This window comes from Streptomyces avicenniae, from assembly GCF_000719135.1.
Lineage (GTDB): Bacteria > Actinomycetota > Actinomycetes > Streptomycetales > Streptomycetaceae > Streptomyces > Streptomyces avicenniae.
Window position 1 is genome coordinate 14,591 of the sequence record NZ_JOEK01000001.1, and the last position, 12,499, is coordinate 27,089.

Below are 12,499 nucleotides of genomic sequence, written 5' to 3' on the forward strand. Positions count from 1 at the left end.
AGCGTTGACCGTCATGAGACTCGGTGTTCTCGACGTGGGTTCGAACACAGTTCACCTGCTGGTGGTGGACGCGCATCCCGGTGCGCGTCCACTGCCCGCGTATTCGCACAAGACGGAGCTGCGGCTCGCCGAACTGCTGGACGGGCAGGGGGCCATCGGGCCCGACGGTGTGGACCGTCTCGTGGCGACCGTGCGCGAGGCGATGGTCGTGGCGGAGGACCAAGGGGTCGCCGACCTGCTGCCGTTCGCCACCTCGGCCGTGCGCGAGGCGGCCAACGCGGACGAGGTGCTGCGGCGGGTGGCCCTGGAGACGGGGGTCGAGCTGCGCGTGGTGTCAGGGCCCGACGAGGCGCGGCTGACGTTCCTGGCGGCGCGCCGGTGGCTCGGCTGGTCGTCGGGGCGGCTGCTGATGTTCGACATCGGCGGCGGCTCGCTGGAGATCGCCTTCGGGGTGGACGAGGAGCCGGACGCGGCGGTGTCGCTGCCGCTGGGCGCCGGGCGGCTGACGTCGGGGCGGCTGCCGGGCGATCCGCCGGACCCGGCCGACGTGCGGGCGCTGCGGCGGGACGTGCGGTCGCAGGTGGCGGATGTCGTGCGGGACTTCACGCGTCTCGGGCGCCCCGACCGGGTGGTCGGGACGTCCAAGACGTTCAAGCAGCTCGCGCGGATGGCGGGCGCGGCGCGCTCGGCGGACGGCCTGTACGTGCGGCGGGAGCTGAGCCGCGAGGACCTGCGGACGTGGGGCCAGAAGCTGGCCGTCATGCCGGTGCGGGAGCGGATGCTGCTGCCCGGGGTGTCCGAGGGGCGTGCGCAGCAGTTGCTGGCGGGGGCGCTGGTGGCGGAGGCGGCGATGGATCTGTTCGGCGTGGAGGTCCTGGAGGTCTGCCCCTGGGCGCTGCGGGAGGGCGTGATCCTGCGGCAGCTGGACGGCATGCGGTCGGCCTGACGCGGGGCGGGCGGCGGCGCGTCAGGCCGGATGCGCGGCGGGGTGCGTCACGCGGTGCGGCGGCGCAGGGTCGCGGCGCCCAGGGCGAGCAGCCCGAGGGCGAAGGCGGCGACGACCAGGATGTCGCGCCAGTAGTCGCCGGTGGGTTCGGCGTGGCGTAGCACCTGCTCCATGCCGTCCACCGAGTAGGACATCGGCAGCACGTCGGAGACGTACTCAAGCACCGGCTGCATGCGGTCGCGTGGGGTGAACAGGCCGCACAGCAGGATCTGCGGGAAGATCACGGCGGGCATGAACTGCACGGCCTGGAACTCGGATGCGGCGAACGCCGAGACGAACAGCCCGAGCGCCGTGCCCAGCAGGGCGTTCAGCAGCGCGACGAGCAGCAGCAGCCAGGGTGAGCCCGCGACGTCCAGGTCGAGGAACCACAGCGCGACGCCCGTGGCGACCCCGGCCTGCGCGACGGCGAGCACGCCGAAGGCGAGCGCGTAGCCCGCGATGAGGTCGCCCTTGCCCAGCGGCATGGTCAGCAGCCGCTCCAGCGTGCCCGAGGTGCGTTCGCGGAGGGTGGCGATGGACGTGACGAGGAACATCGTGACCATCGGGAAGATCCCGAGCAGCGAGCTGCCGATGCGGTCGAAGGCGGCGCGGTCGGCGTCGAAGACGTAGCGCAGGAGCACCAGCAGCAGCACCGGCACGAGGAGGAGCAGCGCGATGGTGCGCGGGTCGTGGCGCAGTTGACGCAGGACGCGCCGGGCGGTGGCGAGCGTACGGGCGGCGTTCACCGTGCGCCGCCTTCCCCGGCGACCAGCCGCAGGAACGCGTCCTCGATGCTCTGCGCGCCGGTGCGCCCGCGCAGTTCGGCCGGGGTGCCCTCGGCGAGGAGGTGGCCCTCGCGCAGGAGCAGGAGCCGGTCGCAGCGGTCGGCCTCGTCCATGACGTGCGAGGAGATCAGCAGCGTGGTGCCGCGTTCGGCGGCGAGGCGGTGGAAGAGGTCCCACAGGCTGCGGCGCAGGACGGGGTCGAGGCCGACGGTGGGCTCGTCCAGGACCAGCAGGTCGGGCGTGCCGAGGAGCGCGACGGCGAGGGAGACGCGGGAGCGCTGCCCGCCGGAGAGGACGCCGGTGAGGGCCCCGGCGTGCCGGGTGAGGTCCACGTCGGCGAGGGTCCGCTCGACGCGCTCGCGCCGCTCGGGGCGGGGCATGCCGAGGACGGCGGCGTAGTAGTCGAGGTTCTGCTGGACGGTGAGGTCGAGGTAGACGGACGGCGCCTGCGTGACGTAGCCGATCCGGTGTCGCAGCTCCCGGCTGCCCGCGGGGCGGCCGAGGACGTCGAGCGTGCCCGTGACCTTGGCCTGGGCGCCGACGACCGCGCGCATCAGGGTCGTCTTGCCGCATCCGGAGGGGCCGAGGAGGCCGGTGACGCTCCCGCCCGCGACGGCGAAGTCGAGGCCGTCGAGCACCCGCGTGGGGCCGCGGCGCACCGCGAGGCCCCTGGCCCGTACGGCGGGCCCGTCCGACGATTTATTAATCATGCGTTTAATTAATCAGCCGGGCGCCTCGCCCGTCAAGCCGCGCGGCGGCGCCCCGGCCGCTTCCCGGAGACGGGCCGTACGCTTGGCGGCGTGGCACCCCAGGTACGCGTCCCCACCGCGAAGGTCGCGCTGTCCACCGCCTCGGTGTATCCGGAGAACACCGAGGCGGCGTTCGAGATAGCCGGGCGCCTCGGCTACGACGGCGTCGAGGTCATGGTCTGGACCGACCCCGTGAGCCAGGACATCGACGCGCTGCGGCGCCTCTCCGACACGCACGGCGTGCCCGTCCTGGCCGTGCACGCGCCCTGCCTGCTCGTCACGCAGCGGGTGTGGGGCACCGACCCCTGGCGCAAGCTGACGACGGCCCGGGCGGCGGCGCAGCGGCTCGGCGCCTCGACCGTGGTGGTGCACCCGCCGTTCCGCTGGCAGCGCTCCTACGTGCGCGACTTCGTCACCGGCATCCACCGGCTCACGGAGGAGACGGGCATCACGTTCGCCGTCGAGAACATGTATCCCTGGCGCTACCGCGACCGCGAACTCCTCGCGTACGCCCCCGGCTGGGACCCGACCGACGACGACTTCCCGTCCTACACGCTCGACCTCTCGCACACCGCCACCTCCCGCGCCGACGCGCTGGCCATGGCGGGCCGCATGGGCGACCGCCTCGGGCACGTCCACATCGCCGACGGCAGCGGCTCGGCGAAGGACGAGCACCTGGTCCCCGGGCGCGGCTCCCAGCCGTGCGCCGAACTCCTCGAAGGGCTCGCCACGGCCGGTTACAGCGGGCAGGTCGTCGCCGAGATCAACACCAGGCGCGCCGCCTCCGCCGCGCAGCGCGAGGCCGACCTGGCGGAGGCCCTGGCCTTCACCCGGCTGCATCTGAGCGCCCCCGCGGACGCCCTGCGCCGGGACGAGCGCCCGTGAGCGTCACGCCGGGCGGCGCACCGCGGCGCGGCCCCGGCAGGCCGCCGCGCGCCAGGCCGGGGGACGACGCGCCGGGCACGCGGCAGCGCATCCTCGTCTCGGCGCGCGCCGAGTTCGGCGAGCGGGGCTACGACCGGGCGTCGATCCGGGCCATCGCGCGCGGCGCCGACGTGAACCCGGCCCTCGTCCACCACTACTTCGGCACGAAGGAAGGCGTCTTCGCGGCGGCCGTGGCCGCGGCGGCGGCGCCCGCGGCGCGCGGGCTGCCGGACGCGGGCCGCTTCCCCGTGTCCGAGTTCGGCGTGCGCTTCACGCGCTTCTTCTTCGGTATCTGGGAGGACGAGGCGACGCGCACGCCGCTGCTCGCCGTGGTCCGCTCCGCGCTGGACAACGAGGCCGCCGCCCGCATCTTCCAGCGCTTCGTCCGCGAGGAGCTGCTGTCACGCGTCGCCGGAGGGCTGGACGCGCCGGACGCCGAGCTGCGTGCCGAGCTGGCGGCCGGACAGCTCATCGGGGTCGTCCTGATGCGGTACGCGCTGCGGATCGAGCCGCTGGCGAGCGCCGACGCCGAGGAGCTGATCGGGCGGCTCGCGCCCGTCGTGCAGCACCATCTCACCGCCGCGCCCGGCACCGCGCCCGCCTGAACCACCCGCCCCCGGGACCGCGCCTCGGCTCAGACGGCCCCGGAGTCCTGCGACGGCTCGCCGGTCGGCGTCGGCTCCGCCGGTTCCTCCGGCTCGGCGGGCGGCGGCTCGCTCGGCGACGGCCCCGGCTCGGGGGCTCCGCCGCCCTCCACGGTGATCACGGCCGCCGCGGGCTCGACGGTGATCCGCCCCTGCCACGGCCCGGCCGGTTCACGCCCCGGGTCCACCGTGACCTCGACGACCTGGCTCTCCCCCGGCTCCAGCGTGCCCGAGGTGGCGCTCGGCACCAGCCAGTCCGCGTCCGAGGTGAGGGTCCAGGTGACCGGCTCGCCGCCCGAGGCGGTGAGGGTGACGCGCGTGCCCTCGCCCGTCGGGACGGCCTCGGCGGTGATCCGTCCAGGGCCCGCGTCGCCGCCCTCCGACGCGCCGTCGCCGCCCGCCGTGGCCCGGTCGTCGCCGGTGCCGGGGGACGCCGAGGGGTCGGCGCCGTCCTGCGCGTCGGCCGCGTCCCCGTCGCCCGTACGCTCCTCGGCGCCCGCCGTGTCGCGCTCCTGCGCGCCCGCGCCGCTGACGCCGCCGAACCGCAGCTCGCCGCCGCCGGGCCCCGGGCCGGTGAGCGCGTTGTCCTGCGCCGTCGCGGCGGTGTCCTCGCTGCGGGCGGTCTCGGTGGCGGGCGGCGCACCCCGGTACGCCGCCCACAGCGCCAGCACGGGCGCGGCGACCACGGCGGCGACGACCGTCGTCGCGAAGGCGCGGCTGCGCAGCTTCTCGCGGCGCGCGGCGCGGTCCCGCTCGTCCAGCGGGAAGCCCGCGCGGTCGTAGCGCGGCGTGTGCTGCGCGCGGGCCCTGCGGATCGCCAGGCGCGCGGCCTCCACGGCGGGGCGCGGCGCGGGCAGGACCGTGAGCCTCGTCTCCTCGGCGGGCGCGCCGCCCGGCCAGGAGGTGGCGGCCATCGCGCGCCGGGCCACCAGACGGCATGACGGGCACTCGTCCACGTGCCGGATCAGCTCGCGACGCATGCCGGAGCCGAGGAGGAGACGGCGGTCGTCGCCCGCCAGCGCGGCGGTGGCCGGGCAGCCCGCCGACTCCAGCGCGGCGAGAGCGGCGCGGGTGCGTTCCACCTCGCGCGCGCCTGAGGTCACCAGCGTGTGCGCCGCGCTCTCGGACAGCCGCAGGACGCGGGCCAGCTCGGCGACGGGGAGTTGGTGGCGGATGGTCAGTTCCAGCGCCTCGCGCTGGGGCTGGGTCGTCCCCGCGGCCTCCGGCCAGGAGAGCGCGGCGAGTTCGCGGCGGCGTCGCCTCGCCTCGGCGCCCTCGCCGAGGGCCCGCGGGGTGTCGGGCGAGGTGTCGCCGGGGGTACGGCGCTGGGCGGCGAGGCGCCGCAGGCACGACCAGCGGGCGAGCGCGTAGAGCCAGGGCCGCAGGAGAGCGGGCGTGGTGGGGCGGCGCCCGCGCTCGTCCTGCCGCTCGGCGAGGGCGAGTGCCTCGCCGAGGGCGGCCGTCGCGGCGTCGTGCTCCCCCATGATGGACAGGCAGTAGGTGAACAGCCCGTCGAGGTACGCGTCGTCGTACGCCTGCCCGGTCGTCTCGGAGCCGGCCTCCGGGGGGACGGCGCGGGGGGCGGCGTGCGGCGCTCGGTCGCGGCTGCTGGTCCTCACCCGGTGACCGTAGGCGCCCGGCGGCGGCCGGACGGGCCGGGAACGGGGAGGTTCCCTCAAACGGGTGATCGCCGGGACCGGGTACGACGGTCGGCGGTGTCAGTGGACGGCGGTAGCGTTCCGGGCATGGCTCGTAAAGCTGATCGTCCCGGCTACCGGTGCACGGAGTGCGGCTGGACCACCGCCAAATGGCTCGGCCGCTGCCCGGAGTGCCAGGCATGGGGCACGGTCGAGGAGGTCGGCGCGGCGCCCGCCGTGCGGACGTCGGCCGCGACCCGTGTGGCCACGCCCGCGGTGCCCATCGGCCAGGTGAGCGGCCTGCGGATGGAGGCGCGCGGCACGGGCGTGCCGGAGCTGGACCGGGTGCTCGGCGGCGGCCTGGTACCGGGGGCGGTGGTGCTGCTCGCGGGCGAGCCCGGCGTCGGCAAGTCCACGCTGCTGCTGGACGTCGCGGCCAAGGCGGCGTCCTCCGACCACAGGACGCTGTACGTGACGGGCGAGGAGTCCGCGGGCCAGGTGCGGCTGCGCGCCGACCGCATCGGGGCCGTGCACGACCACCTGTACCTCGCGGCCGAGACGGACCTCGGCTCGGTCCTCGGGCAGCTCGACGCGGTCAAGCCGGGGCTGCTGATCCTCGACTCCGTGCAGACCGTCGCCTCGGCCGAGGTGGACGGCGCGCCGGGCGGCATGGCGCAGGTCCGCGAGGTCGCGGGCGCGCTGATCCGGGCGTCCAAGGAACGCGGCATGTCCACCCTGCTCGTCGGCCACGTCACGAAGGACGGCGCCATCGCCGGGCCCCGGCTGCTCGAACACCTGGTGGACGTCGTCCTGCACTTCGAGGGCGACCGGCACGCGCGGCTGCGGCTGGTGCGCGGCGTGAAGAACCGGTACGGCGCCACCGACGAGGTCGGCTGCTTCGAACTGCACGACACGGGCATCATCTCGCTCGCCGACCCGTCGGGACTCTTCCTGACCCGGCGTGACGAGCCCGTGCCTGGCACCTGCCTCACCGTCACGCTTGAGGGGCGCCGCCCGCTGGTCGCCGAGGTGCAGTCGCTGACGGTGGCCAGCCAGATCCCGTCGCCCCGGCGGACGACCTCGGGCCTGGAGACGTCCCGCGTCTCGATGATGCTCGCCGTGCTGGAGCAGCGCGGCCAGATCTCCTCGCTGGGGAAGAACGACATCTACACCGCGACCGTGGGCGGCGTGCGGCTGTCCGAGCCCGCCGCCGACCTGGCCGTCGCCCTCGCCCTGGCCAGCGCGGCGAGCGACACCCCGCTGCCGAAGAACCTGGTGGCGATCGGCGAGGTCGGCCTCGCGGGTGAGGTGCGGCGCGTGACCGGGGTGCAGCGGCGGCTGGCCGAGGCGTCACGGCTGGGCTTCACCCACGCGCTGGTCCCCGCCGACTCGGGCGAGCGGCCCCCCGGCATGCGGGTCCAGGAGGTGGCGGACATCGGCGAGGCCCTGCGGGTGCTGCCCGGCCGCCGACCGGCGCGGAACGCGGAGCCCGGCGGGCGTGAGGAGGCGCGCCGGTAGACTCGTGCGCACTAAGCGCAGATTCGTCCCCCGGAGGAACGCATGGCAGCCAGCGACCGGCCGGCGGGCACCGGCAGGCCGGGGGGTGCCCCCGGGGGCGAGACCCCGCTGCGCGCGGTGCTCAGCGCGGTGGCCCCGGGCACTCCCCTGCGGGACGGCCTGGAGCGCATCCTGCGGGGCAACACCGGCGGGCTCATCGTGCTCGGCTTCGACCGCACGGTCGAGTCGCTGTGCACCGGCGGCTTCGTGCTCGACGTGGAGTTCACCGCCACGCGGCTGCGCGAGCTGTGCAAGCTGGACGGCGCGGTCGTCGTGGACCGGGACATCTCCCGCATCGTGCGGGCCGGTGTCCAGCTCGTGCCGGACCCCAGCATCCCCACCGAGGAGACGGGCACGCGCCACCGCACGGCCCAGCGGGTCTCCATCCAGGCGGGCTTCCCCGTCGTCTCCGTGAGCCAGTCGATGCGGCTGGTGGCGCTGTACCTGGACGGGCAGCGGCGGGTGCTGGAGGACTCGGGGGCGATCCTCTCCCGCGCCAACCAGGCGCTGGCCACGCTGGAGCGGTACAAGCTGCGCCTGGACGAGGTCGCGGGCACGCTCTCCGCCCTGGAGATCGAGGACCTGGTGACGGTCAGGGACGTCGCCGCGGTCGCGCAGCGGCTGGAGATGGTGCGGCGGATCGCGGCCGAGATCGCCGAGTACGTCGTCGAGCTGGGCACGGACGGCAGGCTCCTGTCGCTCCAGCTGGACGAGCTGATCGCGGGCGTCGAGCCGGAACGCCACCTGATCGTCCGCGACTACCTGCCGGAGCCGGGCGGCAAGCGGTCGAGGAAGGTCGGCACGGCCCTCGCCGAGCTGGACGCGCTCGACCGCGCGGAGCTGCTGGAGCTGACGGCCGTGGGCCGCGCCCTCGGCGCCGGTACGGCCCCCGAGGCGCTGGACGCGACGGTGTCACCGCGCGGCTTCCGGCTGCTGGCCAAGGTGCCACGCCTGCCCGGGCTCGTCATCGACCGGCTGGTGGACCACTTCGGGACGTTGCAGAAGCTGCTGGCCGCCAGCGTGGACGACCTCCAGGCGGTGGACGGCGTCGGCGAGGCGCGTGCCCGTTCCGTGCGCGAGGGCCTGTCCCGGCTGGCGGAGTCGTCCATCCTGGAGCGCTACGTCTGAGCGGTCTCCGGCGGGAGTTCCTTCCGGTCGCCGTCGAGCACGCCCTGGCGGCGCAGCGTCATCCCCGGCACGGGCGCCATGCCGAACCGGCCGTAGAACGCCTGGCCGGACGCGTCGCACAGCAGGTCAACGGAGTAGAAGCCCTCGGTCCCCTGGAGGACACGCCGCATCAGCTCGGTGCCGATGCCCCGGCCCCGCCAGGCCGGGAGCACTTCGAGCCAGGGGACGGACGCCGTCAGCACCCCGTCGCTGATCATGTGCACGAAGCCGACGGCACGGCCCGCCGCGCGGTCGATCGCCACCACCGCCCGGTAGCTCCCGCGCAGGACCGCCAGATGCTGGGCCGACGAGGCGGCGCGCGGCCAGCCGTCGAAGAAGCCGGTCAGCATGTCCTCGGCGATCTCGGTCATGTCGTCGGTGTAGCGCAGCACGTCCCCACCGCTTCCCCACTTCGGGCGGGTTCAGTCCTCGTCGAGCCGGAACGATGTCTGCGCGACGGGGAAGCCCGCCAGTTCCGCCTCGGCGAGGTACGTGCCCGGCGCGGCGGCCGTGCCGGGGCCCGCCTCGCAGTCGGCGCTCGACCGCCGCCGGTCCCAGACGATGCGGTGCTCCTCGGTGGCGCCGCCCTCGACCGCGACCGGGATGGACCCGGTGTTGTCCGGGCAGTCGGCGGAGGACCAGATCCGCTCGTCGTCCACGTCGGCCAGCGTGACGGTCAGGGCCTCGACGCCGAAGTCCAGGCGGCAGGCGGCGTCCGAGCTGTTGTGGACGCCGAGGCGCAGCTCGGGCAGCTGTCCCTGGGCGTAGTCGTTGGCGCTGCTGCGCAGGGAGAGCGAGATGTCCTGCGGGAGGCAGTCGGGCAGCCCGGCCGGGGCGATGTCACCCCCGCCGCCCTGGGAACCGGCGCCGCCGTCGGAGCCGCCGCCGTCCGAGCCGCCGCCTGAGGCGTCCTCGCCGTTCGCGCCGTCGGAACCGGCACTGCCGCCCCCGCCCGAGCCGTCGTCGGAGCCGTCGGAGCCGTCGTCCCGGCCGTCCTCGTCGTCCGACGCCTCGTCACGTCCGCCTGGTCGCTCGTCGATCAGCGACTCCGACGGGGTGGGCCCCGGCGTGATCGACTCGGCCGGTCCTTCACCGCCCCCGGCCGCCGCGGGCTCGCCGCCTCCGGCCCATGGACGCAGCGCCCACAGCACCAGGAGCGCGACGACCGCGACGAGCAACATCACAACTGCCCTGCGCCGCCAGTAAATGGAGGACGGCAGAGGCCCGACCGGAGTGCGCAGAGATCCCACGCGGAAACCTTACGAGACATCGGTCACGCGCGAGCGCCCCACCCATGGCTTCGGCCCGCTCCGAGACGCGCGGCGCGGGCCGCTTTGTGCCGTGCCCCCGGCATGCCAGGATCGCCTTTGCCATGACTGCGACGACAGCGACGACAGCGACGACGACCGACGCCGACCACACGGCCCTGCACGCCCCGGTCATCGACTGGTTCGACCACCACGCCCGTGACCTGCCCTGGCGCCGCCCCGAGGCGGGCGCCTGGGGGGTCATGGTCAGCGAGTTCATGCTCCAGCAGACGCCGGTCAGCCGCGTGCTGCCGGTCTATGAGGAATGGCTGAAACGCTGGCCACGCCCGGCCGACCTGGCGACCGAGGCCCCCGGCGAGGCGGTCAGGGCCTGGGGCCGCCTGGGATACCCGCGCCGCGCACTGCGGCTGCACAGCGCCGCCGCGGCCATAGCGGAACGCCACGGCGGCGAGGTGCCCACGGACCATCACCAGCTCCTCGCGCTCCCGGGAGTGGGCGAGTACACGGCCGCGGCCGTGGCCTCGTTCGCCTACGGGCAGCGGCACGCCGTCCTCGACACGAACGTGCGCCGCGTCTTCGCGCGGGCCGTCACCGGGACGCAGTACCCGCCGAACGCCACGACGGCCGCCGAACGCAAGCTCGCCCGCACGCTGCTGCCCGAGGAGACCGCCACGGCGGCCCGCTGGGCCGCGGCCACGATGGAGTTGGGTGCGCTGCTGTGCACCGCCCGCACTCCCGAGTGCGGACGGTGCCCGATCGCCGAGCTGTGCGCGTGGCGCAGCGCCGGTTCGCCCGTGCACGAGGGCCCGCCGCGGCGTACCCAGGCGTACGCGGGCACGGACCGGCAGGTGCGCGGGAAGCTGCTGGCCGTGCTGCGAGAGGCGGTCGGGCCCGTGCCGAGGCCGCTGCTCGACCGCGTGTGGCACGACCCGGAGCAGCGCGCCCGCGCGCTGGGCGGCCTGGTGACGGACGGCCTCGCGGAGCGTCTGCCCGACGGCAGGTACCGGCTGCCGGGCGCCGATTGAGCAGGCGGGCGGCGGCCGTCAGCGGCGGCCGAGCGTGGGCCGGGCCGCTTCGGCGTCGGCGCGCGGCAGGACGGTCCTCGCGTCGGCGCCCGCCGCCCACAGGCCGATCATGAACGCCGAGGCGGCCTCGGCGAGCGCCGCGCGCTCCAGGCCGCCGCCCGGCACCGGGGCCGCGCCCAGGTCGGCCACCAGGCGGCCGACCGTGGCCAGGGCGCCGGGGTCGTCGCCGCACAGCGGGACGCCGAGCGGGTCGCCGTCGAAGACGGGCGGCCCGCCGGTCCACACGGCGGCGGGCGCGAAGGTGAACGCCTTCACGACGTGCGCGCCGGGCGCCGCGGCGGCGATCCGCGCGGCCATCGGCGGGCCGCCGGCCGTGGAGAGCGTGAGCGTGCCGGGGACGAGCGGGACCGTGCAGTCGATGACGGTCCGCCCGGCCAGCGCGCCGCCGCCCGCGCCGACTGCGTCGAGCACGGCGAGGGCCGCGTGGTCGGGGACGGCGAGCAGCAGGGCGTCCGTGCCGTGCGCCGCCGCGTCGGCGAAGCCGTGGCCCGTACGGCGGGGGTCGCGGCCACTGGTCAGGACGTCGTGCCCGGCCGCCGTCCAGCGGGCGGCCAGGGCCGTGCCGAGGCCGCCGGAGCCGAGTATGCCGATGCGCATGCGGTGTTCCTCTCCTCACATCCAGGTGCACGGCAAACGTAGATAATCCGAAGGACACCGCTCGGTGTCCGACGGACGGAGGCGGCCCATGCCGGAGTTCCTGGCCGACTGCCGCGCGCGGCAGGGCCTCGACCTGCTGGCCCCCACGTGGAACGGCGTGCTGCTGTGGGCGCTGCGCGACGGGCCCTGCCGCCCGTACACGCTGCGGCGCCGCGTCGGCGGCATCAGCCCCAAGGTGCTCACCGAGACGCTGCGCCGCCTGGAGGCGCACGGGCTGGTGGCGCGCCGCCGCTACCGCGAGGCGCCGCCCCGCGTGGAGTACGAGCTGACGCCGCTGGGACGGACGCTCCTCGCGCCGCTCAAGGCGGTCGGGGACTGGGCGGCGGAGCACGGCGACGCGGTGGCGGCGGCGCGGGAAGGGGCGGACGGCGGCCCGGGGTGACGCCCGGGTGACACCGGGCGGGGCCGTCCCGGCTCAGAGCTGGAACGAGACCGTCTTCCCCTGGCCGGGCGCGTGGCGGCACACCTCCCAGCGGCGTGCGCAGCGGGTCAGCAGCAACAGGCCGCGCCCGTGCTCGGATTCGTCCTCCGGCTCCCGGTCCTTCGGATCGGGGGTGCCGGGGGCGCGGTCGTAGACGACGACCTGGAGGCTGCCCTCCGGCGACCAGCACGCCTGCACGTCCACCGGGGGCGGGGTGGGGCAGTGCAGGGAGGCGTTGACGGCGTTGCTGACCACCTCGGAGGTCAGCAGGACGGCGGTGTCGATGAGATCGCCGTTCCGGGGGACGGTGGTGCACAGCGCCGTCCGCATGGCCTGGCGTACGTTGCGTACCCAGGCGGGGTGGGCCGGGAAGCGCAGAGCGAAATCGGCGTTCCCGGAGCGTTCGGGGACGAGGCACATGGCCGTGCTCCTCTCGTGCTCGGTGTCCGATGTCTTACGGGTTCCTTTTCCACGGCCGATCATTCGGGGAGGATCGGCCAAACGTGAATTTCACACGGAAGCCACGCAGTTCGGGAGGAACGTACGTTCACGGGGGCGCGCGCCCGCGCGATCTGCCTGCGGCAGACGGGACTTCCGGGCAGGCGCCGCGGGGCCTACCG

14 protein-coding genes are annotated in these 12,499 nt (G+C 75.5%); 7 read left to right on the top strand and 7 right to left on the bottom strand.

Annotated features, from left to right (window positions below; genetic code table 11):
• Positions 1 to 13 precede the first annotated feature (13 nt).
• Positions 14 to 946, top strand: a complete 933-nt coding sequence (locus IF27_RS00075; RefSeq protein WP_052847119.1) for a Ppx/GppA family phosphatase — start codon at positions 14 to 16, stop codon at positions 944 to 946.
• 47 nt (positions 947 to 993) lie between these two features.
• Here IF27_RS00075 and IF27_RS00080 read toward each other — a convergent pair whose 3' ends face one another.
• Positions 994 to 1,731, bottom strand: a complete 738-nt coding sequence (locus IF27_RS00080; protein WP_052847120.1) for an ABC transporter permease — start codon at positions 1,729 to 1,731, stop codon at positions 994 to 996.
• A complete protein-coding gene (locus tag IF27_RS00085) occupies positions 1,728 to 2,480 on the bottom strand; it encodes an ABC transporter ATP-binding protein (protein ID WP_110945384.1) in 753 nt (250 codons plus the stop codon). Before IF27_RS00085 ends, IF27_RS00080 begins: the two co-directional genes overlap by 4 nt.
• A gap of 90 nt (positions 2,481 to 2,570) precedes the next feature.
• Between IF27_RS00085 and IF27_RS00090 the strand changes: the two genes are divergently transcribed.
• Together IF27_RS00090 and IF27_RS00095 are read left to right on the top strand one after the other, a co-directional pair.
• Positions 2,571 to 3,404 (top strand): sugar phosphate isomerase/epimerase family protein, encoded by an 834-nt coding sequence (locus tag IF27_RS00090; RefSeq protein ID WP_052847122.1) that lies wholly within the window; start codon positions 2,571 to 2,573, stop codon positions 3,402 to 3,404.
• Positions 3,401 to 4,048, top strand: a complete 648-nt coding sequence (locus IF27_RS00095; RefSeq protein ID WP_052847123.1) for a TetR/AcrR family transcriptional regulator — start codon at positions 3,401 to 3,403, stop codon at positions 4,046 to 4,048. The genes IF27_RS00090 and IF27_RS00095 overlap by 4 nt, the downstream gene beginning before the upstream one ends.
• 29 nt (positions 4,049 to 4,077) lie before the next feature.
• Here IF27_RS00095 and IF27_RS00100 read toward each other — a convergent pair whose 3' ends face one another.
• Positions 4,078 to 5,706: a BACON domain-containing protein gene (locus IF27_RS00100; protein ID WP_052847124.1), complete on the bottom strand. Its 1,629-nt coding sequence runs from the start codon at positions 5,704 to 5,706 to the stop codon at positions 4,078 to 4,080.
• 126 nt (positions 5,707 to 5,832) lie between these two features.
• On the opposite strand from IF27_RS00100, the gene radA reads away from it, so the two are divergent.
• Together radA and disA are read left to right on the top strand one after the other, a co-directional pair.
• The gene (radA, locus tag IF27_RS00105; protein WP_052847125.1) at positions 5,833 to 7,242 is read left to right on the top strand and encodes a DNA repair protein RadA; all 1,410 of its coding nucleotides are present in this window, start codon (positions 5,833 to 5,835) and stop codon (positions 7,240 to 7,242) included.
• A gap of 42 nt (positions 7,243 to 7,284) precedes the next feature.
• Positions 7,285 to 8,409, top strand: coding sequence for a DNA integrity scanning diadenylate cyclase DisA (disA, locus tag IF27_RS00110; RefSeq protein ID WP_052847126.1), 1,125 nt, complete (start codon positions 7,285 to 7,287; stop codon positions 8,407 to 8,409).
• On the opposite strand, the gene IF27_RS00115 is transcribed toward disA, so the two are convergent.
• Both IF27_RS00115 and IF27_RS00120 read right to left on the bottom strand, forming a co-directional pair.
• Positions 8,400 to 8,840, bottom strand: coding sequence for a GNAT family N-acetyltransferase (locus IF27_RS00115; protein WP_223290850.1), 441 nt, complete (start codon positions 8,838 to 8,840; stop codon positions 8,400 to 8,402). The genes disA and IF27_RS00115 overlap by 10 nt on opposite strands.
• Positions 8,841 to 8,870: 30 nt before the next feature.
• Positions 8,871 to 9,629 (bottom strand): hypothetical protein, encoded by a 759-nt coding sequence (locus IF27_RS00120; RefSeq protein ID WP_052847127.1) that lies wholly within the window; start codon positions 9,627 to 9,629, stop codon positions 8,871 to 8,873.
• 191 nt (positions 9,630 to 9,820) lie between these two features.
• Between IF27_RS00120 and IF27_RS00125 the strand changes: the two genes are divergently transcribed.
• Positions 9,821 to 10,741, top strand: a complete 921-nt coding sequence (locus IF27_RS00125; RefSeq protein WP_052847128.1) for an HhH-GPD family protein — start codon at positions 9,821 to 9,823, stop codon at positions 10,739 to 10,741.
• An 18-nt stretch (positions 10,742 to 10,759) separates the two neighbouring features.
• Here the strand turns inward: IF27_RS00125 and IF27_RS00130 are convergent, their stop codons facing one another.
• Entirely contained in the window at positions 10,760 to 11,398 is a 639-nt protein-coding gene (locus IF27_RS00130) for an NAD(P)-binding domain-containing protein (protein WP_052847129.1), read from the bottom strand.
• 88 nt (positions 11,399 to 11,486) lie between these two features.
• Between IF27_RS00130 and IF27_RS00135 the strand changes: the two genes are divergently transcribed.
• Positions 11,487 to 11,840: a winged helix-turn-helix transcriptional regulator gene (locus IF27_RS00135; protein ID WP_052847130.1), complete on the top strand. Its 354-nt coding sequence runs from the start codon at positions 11,487 to 11,489 to the stop codon at positions 11,838 to 11,840.
• Between the two features lie 33 nt (positions 11,841 to 11,873).
• On the opposite strand, the gene IF27_RS00140 is transcribed toward IF27_RS00135, so the two are convergent.
• Complete coding sequence (locus IF27_RS00140; RefSeq protein WP_052847131.1) at positions 11,874 to 12,299, bottom strand: ATP-binding protein; 426 nt, start codon at positions 12,297 to 12,299, stop codon at positions 11,874 to 11,876.
• Positions 12,300 to 12,499 lie beyond the last annotated feature (200 nt).

Coding starts and splice junctions, on each gene's coding strand:
- IF27_RS00075 (WP_052847119.1), top strand. CDS start 14: ATGAGACTCGGTGTTCTCGACGTGGGTTCGAACACAGTTCACCTGCTG.
- IF27_RS00085 (WP_110945384.1), bottom strand. CDS start 2,480: ATGATTAATAAATCGTCGGACGGGCCCGCCGTACGGGCCAGGGGCCTC.
- radA (WP_052847125.1), top strand. CDS start 5,833: ATGGCTCGTAAAGCTGATCGTCCCGGCTACCGGTGCACGGAGTGCGGC.
- disA (WP_052847126.1), top strand. CDS start 7,285: ATGGCAGCCAGCGACCGGCCGGCGGGCACCGGCAGGCCGGGGGGTGCC.
- IF27_RS00120 (WP_052847127.1), bottom strand. CDS start 9,629: ATGTTGCTCGTCGCGGTCGTCGCGCTCCTGGTGCTGTGGGCGCTGCGT.
- IF27_RS00125 (WP_052847128.1), top strand. CDS start 9,821: ATGACTGCGACGACAGCGACGACAGCGACGACGACCGACGCCGACCAC.
- IF27_RS00130 (WP_052847129.1), bottom strand. CDS start 11,398: ATGCGCATCGGCATACTCGGCTCCGGCGGCCTCGGCACGGCCCTGGCC.
- IF27_RS00135 (WP_052847130.1), top strand. CDS start 11,487: ATGCCGGAGTTCCTGGCCGACTGCCGCGCGCGGCAGGGCCTCGACCTG.
- IF27_RS00140 (WP_052847131.1), bottom strand. CDS start 12,299: ATGTGCCTCGTCCCCGAACGCTCCGGGAACGCCGATTTCGCTCTGCGC.